Here is a 16,071-nt window from a genome sequence, read left to right on the forward strand (position 1 = left end):
GAGGGGAACTGTGAGCAGCGTGCCTCCACCCGCCGTCGCCTTAAGCCAAGTGAGGGCCGGCTACCGGGGAAAACAGGTTCTCGACGTCGCCGCGGCGGAGATCCCGCGCAATGCCCTGACCACGGTGGTCGGCCCGAACGGTGCGGGCAAGTCGACCCTCCTGGCCGCGCTCGCCGGCACGCTGCCGAGCAACGGCGCGCTGCGCAGCCGCTACAGCGGGAGACCAGCGCTCGTCCCGCAGCACAGCGCGGTCCCGGAGGCCCTTCCCTGCACGGTTTTCGACGCCGTCGCGATGGGCCGCTGGGCCGAGCGCGGCCCGTGGCGCAAGCTGAAGACCGCCGACCGCGAAGCCATCCGCGAGGCGATGGACCGGCTCGAGATCACCGCGTTCGCCAACCGGCGCTTGAGCGCGCTCTCCGGCGGACAACGCCAGCGCGTCCTCGTGGCCCAAGGGCTGACGCAGCACGCGAATCTGCTGCTGCTCGACGAGCCCGACGCGGGAGCCGATCCCCACGCCCGCAGGCTCATCGCGGAAGCCGTCCGAGCCGAAACGCGGGAGGGGCGCACCGTGGTCCAGGTCTCGCACGACATCACCGAGGCGCGCCGCGCCGATCACTGCCTGCTGCTCCACCGCGGCCGCATCCATGCCACCGGACACCCCGGTGACGTCCTCACCGACGCAGCGATCAACGAACTCTGGACACCCCGTGCCGACTAGCCGGAGCAGCGCGACGCCGCGGCCCGCATCTCAGAACCGGGTATCGGAACACGGGAGCACGGCTGCGATACGTCGCGTCGTCCGGGTCCGCGTGCCCAAAAGGGCCCTCGACGGGCGTGACGTCAGCTAGGCTTCTGCGGTGTCCCGACATTCGTGATGCCCAGCTCCGCGCAATCTCCCGAGGCCCAGGCTGCGGGTCGAACACCGCGGACCTGGTCAATGCAATCTCGATCAGTGTGGCGTCGCGGTTCGGGAGGCGTCAGCGGAGTTGACGATCGGTTGGAAGGTCGTGCTCGGGCGAGCGGGCAAAGCGCGGCCCGCAGGTGCGCAGGCTCGCGACGCTCGACGTGATCGCAGCGGCGACCGAGCTGACCGTCGCGAGTACGCATCCATCGCGTCGTCGCCGAACGTCTCAGGAGCGCGCTTGGGGCCATCTCGACCTCCCGGCGAACTAGAGCGCACACCACTCGGCGCCCGGCGATTCCCGGGCCCGGTCGTCGCCCGGCGCAACGCCCGCGCGGACGCTCTCACCCGCCCGAGCGCCACCCACGCTCGGGCTCCGGGAGCACGAGGCACGGCCGGCTCAGCCGACCGCGTCCTTGTCGGGGACCACCAGCGCGTAGATCACCAGTACGGACAGCGCGATCGATGCCAGTTCCCACAGCGGGAAGGCTGCGAGGAAGGCGAGGTGCCCGATCGCCGCCAGCCCGGCCAAGCCGACGCCCGTGATCCGCGCCCACCGCTGTCCGCCTAGGCAACCGGCCCCGGTCGCAGCTTGCAGGACCCCGGCCGCCAGCCAGACCCACCCCCAGACGACGAAGTCGAACACCAGCAATTCTCCGGCGACGACCACGTAGTAGTCGGGCCGGAACAACGCCGCGAGCCCAGCGATGATGTTGAAGGCACCCGCCAGCACGAGCATCCAGCCGCCGAACGCCAACCACCCGGACGTTCCGGCCGTCGACCTGGCACGGGCCACCGACCATTCCCGCCGCTGTTCCGGCTCCTGTTCGACGCGCCTCTCACCACCGGGTGTGGTCTGCTGCCCCTCATTCGACATCTCAGCGCCCCCTTCACTCCGAGGTGTTGCCTGACCAGCGTCGCTCCATTCGCACGATTGCGCAGCACGACCACCGAGGCGCCGCCCGTAGGCGTGGTTCGAGAGAGCACCACCGGACCACATCGCCTCGGCAACGGCCTGCCATTTGGGAGATGTTTCAGTTCGGGGCTTGTGTGGCAGGTGATCATCGCGTCTGGTCTCGCAATTCGACCTTCGCCTGCTGGTAGAGGACTTTCAGCGCCGCAGCGATCGGCAGCGCGAGCATCGCGCCGAGCACACCGGCCAGGGCACCCCCGAGGAGGATCGCGACGAACGCGCCGAGCGGGCTCAGCTCTACCGTCCTGGCGAACACCCGCGGTGCGACCAGGTAGTTCTCCAGGGCTTGGTAGACGATGAAGAACAGCAGGGTGGCCGCGGCCAGGGGAATGCTCTGGCTCAGCGCTACCAGCGTCCCCGCCGCGGATGCGAGCGTGGCGCCGACCTGCGGGATCGTGTCCAGCAAGGCGACCACCAGCGCGAGCAGCGCCGGGTACGGCACCCCTGCTACGAGGAAGAAAACGTACGACACGGCGCCAGCGCACAACGAGACCACGGCTTGGCCCGTCACGTAGCCACCGACCCGGCCCATCGCTTGGCGCACCGCCTCCGCCCGTCCCGGTCGGGTCGCCGCGGAACGTTCGATGGCGGCGTGGATGCGTGGCATCGCGAGGGAGAAGTAGACCATCAGGGCACCTGCCGTGCAGGCGGCGAAGACACCCCCGAGCACCACGCCCAGCGCTGCGAAACCCGCGGCCAGGGCTCGCATGACCCACGTCGCCGCGTCGCCGGCGACCTCCTTGACGCGTTCGTGCAACGCCGGATCGTGCAAGTGCGCGCGCAAGTCCGCTTGATCGCCGAGATTTGCGCTGAGGCCGTCGAGCAAGGTCGGTATCCGCGCGACGACCTGGCCGATCTGGCCAACTGCCGGAACGACGGCGAGCAGGACCACGAGACCGACGATGCCCAGCAATGCCAGGACGACCGACGCGACCGCCAAACCACGTCGCCAACGATGGCGCTGCAACCAGGCGACGGCCGGCTCCACGCCGAGCGCGAGGAAGAAACCCAGGAACACCAGGACGAGCATGCCCCGCACCGCGTAGGCCAGGACCGCGAGCACACCGACGGTCAGGTACACGCAGGCGATCTGCGCATGACGTGTCAGCGGGACCTGCGCGATCCCCTTCTCCCCGGACGAGTCGTTCACCATGCGCGTCGCCCTCCGGAGCTACCCGGCCGCGCCGCAGGCCCGGCCGTCGAACACGTCTCGGTTCGGCCACCTCCGCCGCCGCAGTGCCGGGCGGAGTTTCGCGTTTCGGCGGGAAGCGGACCCGGTCTGGTCGGTCCCGCCGCTGGCCTCAACCGGCTTGGCTGTCCTCGAAGACGTCGCGCAGCGCCTTCTCCTGCTCGTTCGACGGGTTCGTGTGGATCAGTTCGAAGTGGCTGCCCGCGAAGCGCTCCTCGATGCGGTCCAGCACCGCGTCGGAGGTCAGCAGGAACAACGCCGAGGTACCCGGAACGACCTTGTCCTGGGTCTTGCGGATGAAGTCGTCGTCGATGCCGACGTCCGAGAGCGATCCGGCCACCGCTCCGGTCGCCGCTCCGATGGCTGCTCCGAGCAGCGGGACGAAGAAGATCATCCCGAAGAGCAGACCCCAAAACCCGCCCCCGAACGCGCCGCCGGCCGCCAGGTGGTGCAGCTGCTTGGTCTTCGGTTTGGATGCCGACGCGGACCAGGACACCGTTGCAGCGTCGTAGATCGTGATCAGCTGTTCCTTCTGCAGCTCTTGCAGCGTCTTCGACGCTTCCTCGGCTCCGGTCGCGCTGTCCAACTTCCAGACGGTCATCGTGGCCATTGCGGGACTCCCCATACCGGTATCGGGTCGAACAGATGAGGACGGGCAGCTCAAAGCTTAGTTAGCGCGGACGCTCCCGCAGGTCGAGCTCGGCCCATCGTCCGAGCGCCCAGGCATGTTGCTCGCAACGTTCACCCTGTCGTGGCCACCATGGGGCGGTGGCGGCCGTCGCGGGATGTACTCGCCGCGCACCGGTCGGCGCTGCGGCCGACCGGTGCGGACCGACTGACGAGGACTGACCCGGCCGGACAGCGGGGATTCCAGCACCGTGCCGCCACGTCGTCGAAACCCGTTCTGGGAGACCCGGACGACGCAGATCGTCGAGGTCGGTTACTCCAGCTCCCGGCCCCGAGCTGAGATCCTCGCGCCGAGCGCTCGACGCGGTCGGCCTCGATACCATCCCGGTGCGGAGGTCGCTCGAGTTCGGCAGCTCCCACCAGGTGCCCGCGACATCCGGGTGATGCGCGCCGCGCGGCTACCGCGTCCGTCGCCCCGGCAGCAGGATCCCGATCAGAACCCCGACGGCGACCGCGATCACCAGGATCAACCACAGCGGGGCCGAGATCGAGAGGGTGAAGACCTCGATCCGCGTGCTCGCGCGGTTCTGCAGGATGAACACGAGCGCGACCACCAGCAGGACGAGGCCGAGCCAGACACGTGCGGGCACGTTGCCGATGCGCTGCAGCGCTGGGGAGCTTTCCATCGCCACGACCTCCTCATCACGCGGGGCCGCACCGCTGCGCACCGCTGGTGTTCGCGAGCGGTCCCCACCAACGATGGTGGCTCCTCCCCGGGCTCACCGCTCCCCGAGAGCCTCGCCGGGTGGCGCGCTTCGATGCGACCGGTAACGATGGCAGTCGTTCACGAACCGTCGTTCGACGATTCCGCCTGCGAGGAGGTCGCGATTGTCCCCGAATTCCGGCCCCAACCCGGCGCGACCGGGAATCGCCGCGCACAACGCGGCCGTGGGCGAGCTCTTTCCCTTCGACGACACGCGCGATCTCGACGACGCCCGCCGCGGTTTCATGGGCACGGCCCGCGATCCGGTCATCCGGGCAGGGGACGGTGCGGTCGTGTGGGATCTCGAGGCCTACGGGTTCCTCGCCGAGGACTGCCCGGACACGGCCAACCCCAGCCTCTGGCGGCAGAGCAGGTTGTGCGCGGAGCACGGCCTGTTCGAGGTCACGGCGGGTATCTACCAGGTCCGCGGTTTCGACCTGTCCAACATGACCTTGGTCGAGGGCGACCGCGGTGTCTTCGTCATCGACCCGTTGCTGTCGGCCGAGACCGCCACCGCGGCCCTCGAGCTCTACCGCAGCCACCGCGGCAACCGCCCCGTCACAGGTGTGCTCTACACGCACAGCCACGCCGATCACTTCGGCGGGGTGCGCGGTGTCATCACCGATGATGATCTCGCATCCGGAGTTCCCGTACTCGCCCCGCAGGGCTTCCTGGCGCATGCCGTCAGCGAGAACATCTACGCCGGTACCGCCATGGCCCGCCGCGCCGCCTACATGTACGGCGCCGCCCTGGCCAAGGGACCGCGGGGCCAGATCGGCGCCGGGCTTGGCCCGACGACCTCGACGGGCGGGGTCGGTCTGGTCCCACCGACAGTCGACATCACCGCCACCGGCCAGTCCGAGACCGTGGACGGGATCAGGATGGTCTTCCAGCTCACCCCGGGCACGGAGGCACCGGCCGAGCTCAACATCCACTTCCCGGACCACGCCGCGCTTTGCATGGCGGAGAACGCCACGCACAACCTGCACAACCTGCTGACCCTGCGGGGAGCGGAAGTGCGCGATCCGCACGCGTGGGCGGACTACCTCACCGAAGCGGTCGATCTGTTCGGCGACAGCTCCGAAGTCGCGTTCGCCTCGCACCACTGGCCGGTCTGGGGACGGGAGCGCGTCGTCGCGTACCTGAGCGAGCAGCGCGACCTCTACGCCTACCTGCACGACCAAACGCTGCGGATGCTCAACCGGGGCATGACCCCGTTGGAGATCGCCGAGCAGATCGCGATGCCACCAGCCCTGGAGCGCGCCTGGCACACCCACGGGTACTACGGCTCCGTCAGCCACAACACCAAGGCCATCTACCAGAAGTACCTGGGCTGGTTCGACGGAAACCCCGCGCACCTCTGGGAACACCCACCCGTCGAAGCCGCCGCGCGCTACGTCGAGTTCATGGGCGGAGCCGACGAAGTCGTCCGCCGCGCCCGCGCATCCTACGAGGAGGGCGACTTCCGCTGGGTCGCGCAGGTCGTCAACCACGTCCTGTTCGCCCAACCCGACCACGCACCAGCGCGCGCCTTGCAGGCCGATGCCCTGGAGCAGCTCGGCTATGGCTGCGAAAACGGGCCGTGGCGCAACTTCTACCTCATGGGCGCCCACGAACTGCGCCACGGCTCCGTCGGCACCCCCACGGTGACGACCTCACCGGACGTGCTCAGCGCCCTGACCCTCGATCAGCTCTTCGATGCCCTCGCGATCCGGGTAGACGGGCCGCGCAGCTGGGACGCCGACATCACCGTCCGCTGGAACGTCCAGGACGAGCGCCCCCACACCCAGCGACTCCGCAACGGCGTCCTCACCCACGTCACCGGCACCGGTCCGGCCGCAGGGAAACCAGACGTCGAGATCTCGCTCACCGAATCCGACCTGCGAGAAGTCCTCCTCGGCACCACGACCGCCACGGAGCTGGCCGACCGGGGCCGCGCCCAGCTCACCGGTGACGCCGCTCGACTCACCGCGCTCTTCGGCTACCTCGGCGAACCCGACCCGAACTTCGACATCGTCACCCCCTGACGGCGCGGACCGCACGCGGAACCCTCCTTCCCGCAGCCTTTTGGCAAACTATGGGATGGTTTCCGCACGTACGATCGGGGCGCTGCGGAAGGGGACTTCTGACGGCGAAGGCGGTTGCGGCCCGCGGAATACGTCGCGCGAAACCAAGCGCCGTGGAAACCCATCGGCACCGCCCTGAACGACGGCAGAGGAGCGTCCCCTTCGGCGACGTCCGGGAATGACGTCGTTCAAGCACTCGGTTTTCGAACACCTGAGGCGACACGACCTCCGCCCACACGGGCCTGACGTGGATTGCGGACGCCGGCGTTCCACTTCACGTCCTGCGGAACGTTGCTTGCCACGGCAACATCGCCACCACCCAGCCCTACCGGCATCCCGACCACCAGTCGATCATCGAGGCGGGCAACGCGCTCTCGGGCCTACTTGACCCGCGATGACAGTACTGGTCCCGAATTGATCCCCAGCAGCGATTCAACAGTCGCTGAACTTGGTGATGTGGCCCAACTGAAAAGGCCCGATGAACTGCCATTATCCGACAAACCAACGGATCTTTTCGCCAGTCGGGAGGGCGGGCTCGTAGCACCGCGCCACACTAGCGATCACCGTTCTCCTTGCCCCGAGCGATGGCGACCAGGGCGGCGGCGACACCGTCGCTGTCATGAGTGGGCAGCACGTAAAGGGCGTGGGCGAAAACCGAGGGATGGGCGTTGCCCATCGCCAGGGACACGCCAGCGGCCTGCAGCATCGGAATGTCGTTGGGCATGTCTCCGATCGCAGCACATCGACCAAGGTCGCATCCGCCGTTCTCCGCGGCTACGGCTCGAAGAGCTGAGCCCTTGTGCACACCAGGGGCAGTGAGTTCGACGAAGTCCGATCCGGAAAAAGACAGCTCAGCTGACGGGTCGGCTTGTCTGATGAGGCTGATCGCGTGGTCGCGTCCACAGGGGTGCCAGGCCACCACCTTCTGAACCGGGTCGGGTGTTTGAAGGTCGATGACGGCTTCCTCCACGCAACCTGCTGGCTCGACGTGCCAAGCGCGGGCCAGATCCTCGGGAAAACCCATGTCAAGTGCGCATACGTCGTCACCGACAATGCCGAGGCGAATCTCGTTACTGCAGCGCCGCAGCTTGGACACGAGTTGATAGGTGTCGGCAGAGGTGAAGCCACAGCGACGCCGCACGGCGCCGGTGCGGGCGTCCCAGACCGCTGCGCCGTTGGAGCCAACAAAGTCGATGTCGAGGCTGAATAGGCGGGCGAGCTCACGGCATTCCCGAACCGGACGGCCGGTTATGGCGATGACGCAGACACCGGAGTGGGTAGCCAGACTGATGGCCGCCCTCGTCGTTGCAGTCATCTGGCGCTGGCCGTTGAGCGCGGTGCCGTCGAGATCGATCCCGACGAGATCCACGCCGGAGATCTCGTCGGGAGCCGGAGAAGCGTGCCGCCGGCTCATACGGCCTTGAGCCGGTCGAACCCGGTCACGGGCATGTCCGGCAGCTTGGAGGGGCGGATCTCGAGTTCGCCGACCACGAGATCCTGCGGGCTTTGCAGGACCCACAGCACGGCCTCGGCAACAGACTGGACGGTCAGCTTCGTTGCCGAGTTGTCCCCGGGCAGGTTGGCGATGCCCCCGGGGTTGAGCAGCGTCGTACGCACGCCTCGAGGCCGTTCTTCGAGCAGTAGCACCTCGACCAGTGCCTTGAGCGCGGCCTTCGTTGCGCAGTAAGCCGCGCCGCCTTCGAAGTAGTGGCTCCCTGCATGACTACCGACGACAGCGATCCGGCCCGCACAGCGGCGCAGCAAGGGAAGGGTCCGTTGGATGAGGGTGAACGTTGAGCTCAGATTGACTTCCACCGCTTCGTCCCAGTCCTGCGGTGCGAGCTCGGCCACCTGCCCTAGGCTGCGGACTGCTGAGTTGGCGACAACGGCATCGATACGGTCGCACTCCTCCAGCAGTGCTGAGCAGGCCTTCTCGACGCTGGCGCGGTCGTCGAGATGGCACGCGACGTGCCTTACCCGAACGTCCGGGCACGGCTGTCTGCTCAGAGCGACCACGGTGTAGCCGGCGTCAGCGATTCTCGTCGCAATGGCCTGGCCCACGCCGCGGTTCGCGCCGGTAACGACCACGACTGGCTTGTCGTCGCACGGCCCGGTCATGAGATGCGCTCGATCAGTTGTTGCCAAGCTTGCCGGATCTCGGTGCCCTTCGCGCCATGTCGGAACAGGTCTTTATCCCACGAGCGCCCGTCGGGGCCCTTCAGGCGCATGCAGTCGGGTGAGATCTCCGAGATGACCGAGTAGCCGCGCGCGTCCTCGCCAATGACCAGACAGAAGTCCCAGAGGTCGAGTGGAGCTAGGCGCTCGGCGAGTACCGCGTTACAACGTAACGCGATGTCTTTGAGCTCGGCCACGGCTACACCGAGTTCATAGAGGTAGTCTTCGCCGATCGGCTGATCTTCAGGGTCGGTGCGATAATCGAATTTCACCACCGGGCGCGAAAACCGGTGTCCTTCCCCGAACAGGCCCGGGTACTTTCTCGTCGTGGACCCGTTGGCCACGTTCTTGACGATGACCTCGAACGGTGCCGCGGGTTGGTATTCGGCCAGGTAGCGAAGCTTGTCCAGGCGCCGCACGAACGCCGTGCGCACCCCGGCCGCTTCGACCCAGTCGACCACGGTTTCGTAGAAGTCCAAGCGCAGCTCAGCGGTACCGTCCACGAACTCGTCGCGTTCGTAGGTGTAGCTGCGCAGGCTTGGCACGAGTTCGGTGACGCATTGAGAGCCCTCGACTTTCCAAAGCCTCTTACTGCGTCCTTCAACGTCAGGTGGGTGTTGAAGAAGCTCGGCCAGTGCGTGCGGTGTCAGCCGGTCGAAATCGTCAGCCTGTTGGTGGGGTTTGGCCATGCTCGCCTTCCTCATTGTCGGTTTCGTCCCCCTCGGGGCGGATCTGGACGTCGAGGGACAGCAGTTTTTCGTCGTCGACGTGAGCGGCCACCTCGGCCGGACCCGAGATGCAAACCAGGCCGGGCTCTTGCCGCAGGGGTAGCCACAACCAGCACTGATCGATGTCGAGTACGGGGATGCCCAGCTTCACCACCCGAGAAGATCGGTGCCTGGCAGGAGAACCGCAGCTCGGGATGCGCCTCGCCAACGCGCGGGGCAGCACGAAGACGTCGAGGCCGTGCACCGCGCCAGCAGCACCGAGCTCCAGGCACCCGCGAGCGACGAAACTGAACTCGGTGATCCCGCCCGCCGGTGCTTGCACCTCCCAGGTGTGCCGCACTCGCGCCGAGGCAAGCAACACGGTCACCTCTGCTCAGCTTCACGCTGGTGCAGGATGAATGCGCGGGCGTTCCACCCGTAGGAGAAGAAATCATCCCGGGCGAACTCGGGGCTGTCGTCGATGACTTCGCGGACCGCTCGGCGTTGCCCGAATCCGTCGTCGGCGCGGTTGCAGTTGTAGTCGTCGCACAGCAGCACACACCCCTCTGCTACCTCGCAGGTGTTCAGCACCGCCTCCAGTGCGTACCGGCTCGAGGCGTACAGATCGCAATCGAGGTGAATGAGGGCTACGGGTTCCGAGGGCAAAGAGCTTGGCAATGTCTGCTCATAGAAGCCCGTGATCACATCCACGCCATCAGAACCGAGCATCTCGGTGAGCATTTCGCGCACTGCCGTCGCGGTTCCGGGCGGCGGAGCTCCGGCCCCTGGTGCCCAGGTCCCTGTGCAGGTCACCTCGTAGCTTCTCTGATCGATAGCCGAAGGGCTCGCCGGAAATGCTTCGAAGGAGTCGAAACACCACAGCTTCCGCGACGGGACGACCTGGAAGCGAGGGCGGTTCTCGAAGTCGATGAGCAGCCGCGCCAGCAGCGCCGCGCTGAAGCCCTTGTAAGTACCAAATTCGAGGATGTCACCGGTGATGTGGTTCGAGTACAGGAACTCAAAGACTCGCCGAAACGCATCGTCGTAGATCCGTTGACCACGAATCGGGTCCTCGAGGTAGTCCGGTGACTCGGTACCAATTCCCGCAGGCTGCGTTTCCTTCGCGGACTCCGTGGTCGATCGCATGGACGCTCTCCTCAGCGGAACCGTGTGCCAACGTGAAGATTAGCGGACTTTGTGCCTCATTTTCTGGGGCGGACCAACAATATCCAGACACAACCGAAGCATCGTCGACTCTTCAAAGGTGCTTGATTCTATCAATTTTTGCAGTGCGTTTGCGTCGGCCCAAGTCCAGTGGATGAACTTGTCCCTCTCCAGGGCCGGGCGGCCCAGATCTCCAGATACTTCCGCCACGGTGTCGATCTCGCGGCGTGCGATGCCATCGTTGCCGCACCAGTCGAAAACCGACGCAACCCGGTGAACCCGCGTCAGCTCCCAGCCGGTTTCCTCCCGGATCTCCCGCGTGAGCGCCCCGTAGAGGGACTCTCCGGGATCAACGTGTCCGCCGACGATGTCCCAGCACCCTGGGAAGTGTCGCACCTGCCAACTGCGCTGCTGGACGTACGCCCGCCCCGCTCCATCGAGGATCACCGCGCCGACAACGTACTGCAGCTCTGGATCTCGGTCCTGCTCGGACAGAGCTGGTCTCGGACCGTGCCCCCGGGCGAACTCGGTCATGTCTTCACCGATCCCAGTTCAGGCCACTGAGGTGACCGTGGTGTCCGATGACGGCGTGAGCTCGCTGAGCGCTTGATCGCACAGCTGCGAACCGGCGAGCGCATCGATGATCCCCGGGAACCGCGGCGAACTCCGGTCGAGGCACGTTGCCATGAACGCTTCGAGCTCGGGACCGAACCCGCTTCGCTCCCAACCATGGTCGAGGGGCTTTTGCCCGAACAGCTGCGTCCCGGCCGGCATCCCGGCGTCACGGGAAAGCACCACGCTCTCCAACGATGGCGCGGAATAGACACTGCCGTCGCTGGCGTGGACTGCGGCGCTGACGTGAAAACGCTGCGTCTGATTACCCACGCGCAACATAGAATGTGAACCATCCGCGTGGTGCAGTCCGATCACTGCCAGGAATCGATCCGGTTCAGTGGTCGGCAAGCGGTGCCCATCGACCCGTTGAACCGGGCTTGTGTTGAACCATTGGGCGAGGTCAAAGGCATGCACCCCGTTCTGCCTTATCCACGACTCGACCGTGGTTTCCACACCCCACTGCGGCGCGGAGGGATGCCGACTGAGGAATTCGATCTGCAGCCAACAGGGGTGTTCGCGCGTGGAGACCGTGACATCGTGCAGCTGACGCAACGCCGCCGCGTACCGGAAATTGAACCCGACTTGCAGGTGCACATCGGATGTTTTGTCGGCGATCTCGGACAACCGGTGCAGGCTGGGGGTTGACGGCCCCGCGGGCTTCTCGACGAAGCAGTGGATCCCCTGCCTCAGGAGCTGTTCAGCGATCTCGGCTGAGGGCTGGGGAGGCACGGCAACGATCGCCGCATCAACCTTGTCCGCGTCGAGGTCCTCGATGCTCGTAGCGGTGGCCGGGGCACCGCTCAAGGCCCGTACGCGGTCCGCCTGTTCGATGTCGGGGTCGACGCAGACGACCGGTCGATGGTCTCGAGAGGCGCGCTGCAGGAACGGCAGCAGGTTCTTCTGCATCTGCTTCCCACAGCCGATCAAGGCCAGTCGTAGTGGGTGCGTCATCTCTCCACCGCTCCTGTCGTCAACCACTGAGTGAATGCCTTTGCCGAACGCCGGGTGAGCTCGTCCCAGTCGGTGTCGCGGTGAGCGCTGCACACGAAGGACGGGTGCCCTTCGAGCAGCAGGATGCCGGCGTCGGTGAACGAGTCCAGCAAGGCGTCACGCCTCGTACGGTCGCCCAGCAACTGTTCGGCGTAAGTCAGTTCGAACATCGCACCGCCCATCACCGGCTGAGCCGACACGAGTGGTGCTGCGCCAGTTTGTTCCGCCGCGGCCGCGATGGATGACGCCACCCGGGTGCCGATCACACCCAGCTCGGCCCAGCCATCGGCATAGTCAGCGCGCGGGGTTTCGAGGTCGTCGAGCGTGGCCAGGGCGGCGTACACGGCCAGCATCTCCTTGGAAAACGTTCCGCTGAGCCTGGATTTCTCAGCGGTCGCCAGATGCTCGGTAGAGCCGACGAGCATGCTCAACGGTGCACCGTTGGCCAACGCTTTGCCGATGACGATGAGGTCCGCGTCGATACCGTGGTCAGCCGCATACCCCAGGCGGGAGATCCGCCCTCCGGTTTTCGTTTCGTCGAAGACCGTGAGAACACCCGCGTCGCGGGCAAGATCGACAGCACTGCGCATCAGCTCCGGGGTGGTCATCGACGCCTGGTAGGCGTCGATGACCAGGCATCCGACTGTCGACCTGTGGGCGCCGATGAGTTCCTCTAGCGTCTCCAGCGACAGATCGTGCCAATTCAAGGCCGGCTCCTTGTCGCCCACACCGCGCATGTTCGCGGTGTATTTCTGCTTATATCGCAGCGGCGAAGCTAGTGGATCATGCCATTTCAGCGAGTCCGCGATCTGCGCATCGTGCCATCCGATGAATCCGCAGCGAATGACACCACGCCTGCCCGTCTCGATCGCTGCGAGACGAAGGGCAGCAGTAACGGCCTCGGAGGCAGTCTTAAAAAAGGCACCGCGCCTATCAGGCTGGCCGATCAGCAGGCGATCGAGGTATTCCTCGTGAAAGGAGGTGTAACCAGGCATCATCACGCCATTGAGCAGCGACTTGGCTACCGACTGCGTGAAAGATTCCGTGCCGTGCCCGAGGATGACAGGTCCGTACCCCATGACAAAGTCGAGATACGTCGTCCCATCGCTAGCCTGCACCTCCCCACCCTGGCCACGCTGGAAGACAATCTGACCATCCTCCGTCTTGAACTTCTTGGTGATCTTCGAATGAATAGTTCGATTTTCCTTCATGTTTCCTGATGAAGACACACTTCTCCTCATTAATCGCGGCCACTCCGCGCACATTCGGAAACTTGCCACCCAGACCCCAGTCGCGCACTAACAAAGCTAGGGATCATCAACCGGAGGACCAACCTCCGATCGGGTGGCAACTCCACCCAGCGGAATTGCTCTTAGTAATCAAGGCTGTTCACAGCCTGCCCTTGGGAAAACCGAGAACGGCGGACCCCGCTGTGAATGTGGCCCTTTCTACCCGATTACGGATGACGCTCCGCGTCGAATATGGCAGCGTCAGGAGCCATGGCTGTTGACTCCTTCGATATGAAACTCGTATCACTATTGGCCGACACGGCGGATGCGATCACGACCGCGCGCGTGGGCAGGTCCGACCTTCGTGTCGAGCGAAAGCCTGACCGAACTCCGGTCAGCGACGCCGACATCGCCGTCGAGAACGAAGTACGAGGGATTCTGGCGCGGGAACACCCCGACGACACAGTCGTTGGCGAAGAAGGTGGCGGGTCCATCACCCAACACCGAACCTGGGTGATCGACCCCATCGACGGAACGAAGGCGTTCCTGCGCGGGCTACCAGTATGGGCGACCCTCATCGCGCTGCTCGACGACGGCAAGCCGGTGGCCGGTGCGGTGAGCGCGCCCGCACTCGGCCGGCGGTGGTGGGCGGGACGTGGGCACGGCGCCTACGTCCGCGGCCAGGACGGTCTCGTCAGCCGGATGTCGGTATCGGCGGTGGCACAGTTGGACGACGCCATCGTGTCAAGCTCGCACCTGGGAACCTGGCCCGAGTTTCATGATCGGGAGGCCTATCTCGCTCTCGTGGACGCGTGTTGGGAAGACCGTGCCTACGGCGACTTTTGGTCGCACTGCTTGGTCGCCGAGGGCGCTCTCGATCTCGCCGCAGACCCCATCGTCAATGCCTGGGACGTCGCCCCCTTGAAGATCCTCGTCGAGGAAGCGGGCGGTCGGTTCACGGACCTGACCGGCGCCGACACGATCGAAGGGGGCAACGCCCTGTCATCGAACACCCTGCTCCACCAATCAGCACTGGCACTGCTCGCACGGTAAACGGCGTCCATACAACGGCATACCGAAGGAACCTCATGGGTCATCCCTACCGCGACTGCTTCGCGCAGAGCTACGCGAAGTATCTGCTTGTGACGAACCTTCTCGGACGGCTCCAGAACGGGATGGGTCCGTTGTCCATCGCCTTGTTCCTACGCAGCGAGCGGCTGCCGTATGCGCAGATCGGCCTGCTCGTGGGCCTCTTCGCCATCGCCACCGCCATCGGCGGGCCGCTCCTGGGACGCCTCGTGGACAAGCACGGCCAGGCTCGGGTGTTGATCGCATCAGCGTTCGGCTCCGCAGCTGGCTTCATTGTTCTTGCCCTGGGATCGGCCTCCCCCGCCCTCTCAGCCAGCGCCGTCGTCCTCGCCGGAGCGTTGACGCCACCGCTTGAACCTTGCCTGCGGAGTCTGTGGGAGAAACTGCTCGGCCAGCAGAGGCTGGTGGCCGCAGCCTACTCGCTCGATGCGTCGATGCAGCAGATCGTGTACGTCGTCGGTCCCCTTCTAGTCGTAACGATCGCGGCAGCAACTTCGCCCGCTGTGGCGCTGTGGTGCGTAGGCGGTGTCACCCTTGCCGGCACGCTGCTGTTCGTACGAGCCCGTCCGGTTCGGCAGTGGCAACCCAGCTTTCCCGAGACTCGTTCCTGGATCGGCCCACTGCGCTCGGTCGAGTTGTGCAAGACCCTGCTCAGTCTCGGCGGGGTCGGTTTCGCTCTCGGGGTCTTCAGCCTCGCCACCGTGATGGTCGCCGAAGCGCACACGAACTCGGAAAACATGTCGGGGCTGCTGCTGGGAGCGCACGCCGCGGGTGCACTCATCGGAGGGCTCGTATACGGCTCCCGCACATGGTCCCTCAAACCTCAAGCGCAGTTGCCGGTGCTTTTCACCGGTCTGGCGTGCGGTTATCTGCCTCTGCTGACGCAGCCATCTCTGCCCGTGATGATCGTGCTTATGGGCATCGCGGGGTTGTTCCTATCACCCGTGCTGGCATGCGGCTTCGTGATCATCGGCGAAGTGGCCCCCGAAGGGACGAAGACCGAAGCGTTCGCCTGGGTCGTCACGATCACCCTCATCGGAAACTCGCTCGGTTCGGCGACCAGCGGTGCGGTGCAAAGCGCCGGGCTCACAACGGTCTTCGCCCTACCCCTGGCTGCGGCCACCGCAGGACTCATCATCTCCTTCACGGTGCGGTCCAATAGCGCGCCGGGCCTGGCGCACGACCGCTAATTCTGCGACTGACCTCGGCCGGTGAAAGCTCCGAAGAAGGGTGTGCCCTTCGAAGCGCTTCACGTCTCCCTCCTTCGCGTTGACCTCCTCCAACCCCTGGATACGGGATTCTTCGGGCTCAGGACGGATGGACACCGTAGTCGGCGAACTACCGACCTTGACGCGGAGTTCGAATGAACACCTCGAGTCTGCTAGCTGGCAGGCTCGGCGCTGTCGACCACGAAGATGCGGCCGAGACAGGGCAGGCGTTCGGCAAACCTCGCCCGATCTGCCCAGTTGCGGTATGCGTAGTGCGCGGTCATCGCTGCCGCCCACCGCCTGCGGCATCACCGCCATCCATCTCGAATCGGCGCGTCGATCCGGCAACGCCTCAAGCCTGGTCGGGTGGTCAAC

General features: G+C 65.8%; 16 protein-coding genes. 4 read left to right on the forward strand and 12 right to left on the reverse strand.

The features are described 5' to 3' along the window. Positions 1–49 precede the first annotated feature (49 nt). Positions 50–718 carry a zinc ABC transporter ATP-binding protein AztA gene (aztA, locus tag ABD289_RS24080; RefSeq protein ID WP_344137508.1) on the forward strand — a complete coding sequence of 223 codons (669 nt, stop codon included), beginning with the start codon at positions 50–52 and terminating at the stop codon, positions 716–718. Between the two features lie 583 nt (positions 719–1,301). Here aztA and ABD289_RS24085 read toward each other — a convergent pair. The 4 genes from ABD289_RS24085 to ABD289_RS24100 form a co-directional block, all read right to left on the reverse strand. After that, positions 1,302–1,778 carry a DUF7144 family membrane protein gene (locus tag ABD289_RS24085; RefSeq protein WP_344137510.1) on the reverse strand — a complete coding sequence of 159 codons (477 nt, stop codon included), beginning with the start codon at positions 1,776–1,778 and terminating at the stop codon, positions 1,302–1,304. 184 nt (positions 1,779–1,962) lie between these two features. Further along, a complete protein-coding gene (locus ABD289_RS24090; protein WP_344137513.1) occupies positions 1,963–3,027 on the reverse strand; it encodes an AI-2E family transporter in 1,065 nt (354 codons plus the stop codon). 148 nt (positions 3,028–3,175) lie between these two features. Continuing rightward, positions 3,176–3,673 (reverse strand): DUF1269 domain-containing protein, encoded by a 498-nt coding sequence (locus ABD289_RS24095; protein ID WP_344137517.1) that lies wholly within the window; start codon positions 3,671–3,673, stop codon positions 3,176–3,178. A gap of 475 nt (positions 3,674–4,148) precedes the next feature. Next, complete coding sequence (locus ABD289_RS24100) at positions 4,149–4,376, reverse strand: LapA family protein (RefSeq protein WP_344137520.1); 228 nt, start codon at positions 4,374–4,376, stop codon at positions 4,149–4,151. Between the two features lie 202 nt (positions 4,377–4,578). Between ABD289_RS24100 and ABD289_RS24105 the strand changes: the two genes are divergently transcribed. Then, on the forward strand, positions 4,579–6,480 hold the full coding sequence (locus tag ABD289_RS24105; protein WP_344137523.1) for an alkyl/aryl-sulfatase: 1,902 nt from the start codon (positions 4,579–4,581) through the stop codon (positions 6,478–6,480). A 592-nt stretch (positions 6,481–7,072) separates the two neighbouring features. Here ABD289_RS24105 and ABD289_RS24110 read toward each other — a convergent pair. Genes ABD289_RS24110 through ABD289_RS24145 form a run of 8 tightly spaced genes read right to left on the reverse strand, consistent with a single transcriptional unit; the run spans position 7,073 to position 13,381 of the window. Further along, on the reverse strand, positions 7,073–7,888 hold the full coding sequence (locus ABD289_RS24110) for an HAD family hydrolase (protein WP_344137525.1): 816 nt from the start codon (positions 7,886–7,888) through the stop codon (positions 7,073–7,075). 41 nt (positions 7,889–7,929) lie between these two features. Continuing rightward, on the reverse strand, positions 7,930–8,637 hold the full coding sequence (locus ABD289_RS24115) for an SDR family oxidoreductase (RefSeq protein WP_344137527.1): 708 nt from the start codon (positions 8,635–8,637) through the stop codon (positions 7,930–7,932). Next, entirely contained in the window at positions 8,634–9,383 is a 750-nt protein-coding gene (locus ABD289_RS24120) for a phosphoribosylaminoimidazolesuccinocarboxamide synthase (RefSeq protein ID WP_344137530.1), read from the reverse strand. The genes ABD289_RS24115 and ABD289_RS24120 overlap by 4 nt, the downstream gene beginning before the upstream one ends. Beyond that, on the reverse strand, positions 9,358–9,789 hold the full coding sequence (locus tag ABD289_RS24125; RefSeq protein WP_344137533.1) for a hypothetical protein: 432 nt from the start codon (positions 9,787–9,789) through the stop codon (positions 9,358–9,360). Before ABD289_RS24125 ends, ABD289_RS24120 begins: the two co-directional genes overlap by 26 nt. Continuing rightward, complete coding sequence (locus ABD289_RS24130) at positions 9,786–10,547, reverse strand: TylF/MycF/NovP-related O-methyltransferase (protein WP_344137536.1); 762 nt, start codon at positions 10,545–10,547, stop codon at positions 9,786–9,788. The genes ABD289_RS24125 and ABD289_RS24130 overlap by 4 nt, the downstream gene beginning before the upstream one ends. Positions 10,548–10,586: 39 nt before the next feature. Further along, entirely contained in the window at positions 10,587–11,099 is a 513-nt protein-coding gene (locus tag ABD289_RS24135; protein ID WP_344137539.1) for an NUDIX domain-containing protein, read from the reverse strand. A gap of 18 nt (positions 11,100–11,117) precedes the next feature. Next, positions 11,118–12,131 (reverse strand): Gfo/Idh/MocA family protein, encoded by a 1,014-nt coding sequence (locus ABD289_RS24140; protein ID WP_344137542.1) that lies wholly within the window; start codon positions 12,129–12,131, stop codon positions 11,118–11,120. Next, positions 12,128–13,381 (reverse strand): aminotransferase class III-fold pyridoxal phosphate-dependent enzyme, encoded by a 1,254-nt coding sequence (locus ABD289_RS24145; RefSeq protein ID WP_344137545.1) that lies wholly within the window; start codon positions 13,379–13,381, stop codon positions 12,128–12,130. Before ABD289_RS24145 ends, ABD289_RS24140 begins: the two co-directional genes overlap by 4 nt. A 288-nt stretch (positions 13,382–13,669) precedes the next feature. On the opposite strand from ABD289_RS24145, the gene hisN reads away from it, so the two are divergent. Together hisN and ABD289_RS24155 are read left to right on the forward strand one after the other, a co-directional pair. After that, positions 13,670–14,452, forward strand: coding sequence for a histidinol-phosphatase (gene hisN, locus ABD289_RS24150; protein WP_344137548.1), 783 nt, complete (start codon positions 13,670–13,672; stop codon positions 14,450–14,452). A 35-nt stretch (positions 14,453–14,487) separates the two neighbouring features. After that, positions 14,488–15,678, forward strand: a complete 1,191-nt coding sequence (locus tag ABD289_RS24155; protein ID WP_344137551.1) for an MFS transporter — start codon at positions 14,488–14,490, stop codon at positions 15,676–15,678. The last annotated feature ends 393 nt before the right edge of the window (positions 15,679–16,071 follow it).

Origin of the sequence: Saccharopolyspora halophila (assembly GCF_039531955.1) — a bacterium.
GTDB lineage: Bacteria > Actinomycetota > Actinomycetes > Mycobacteriales > Pseudonocardiaceae > Saccharopolyspora > Saccharopolyspora halophila.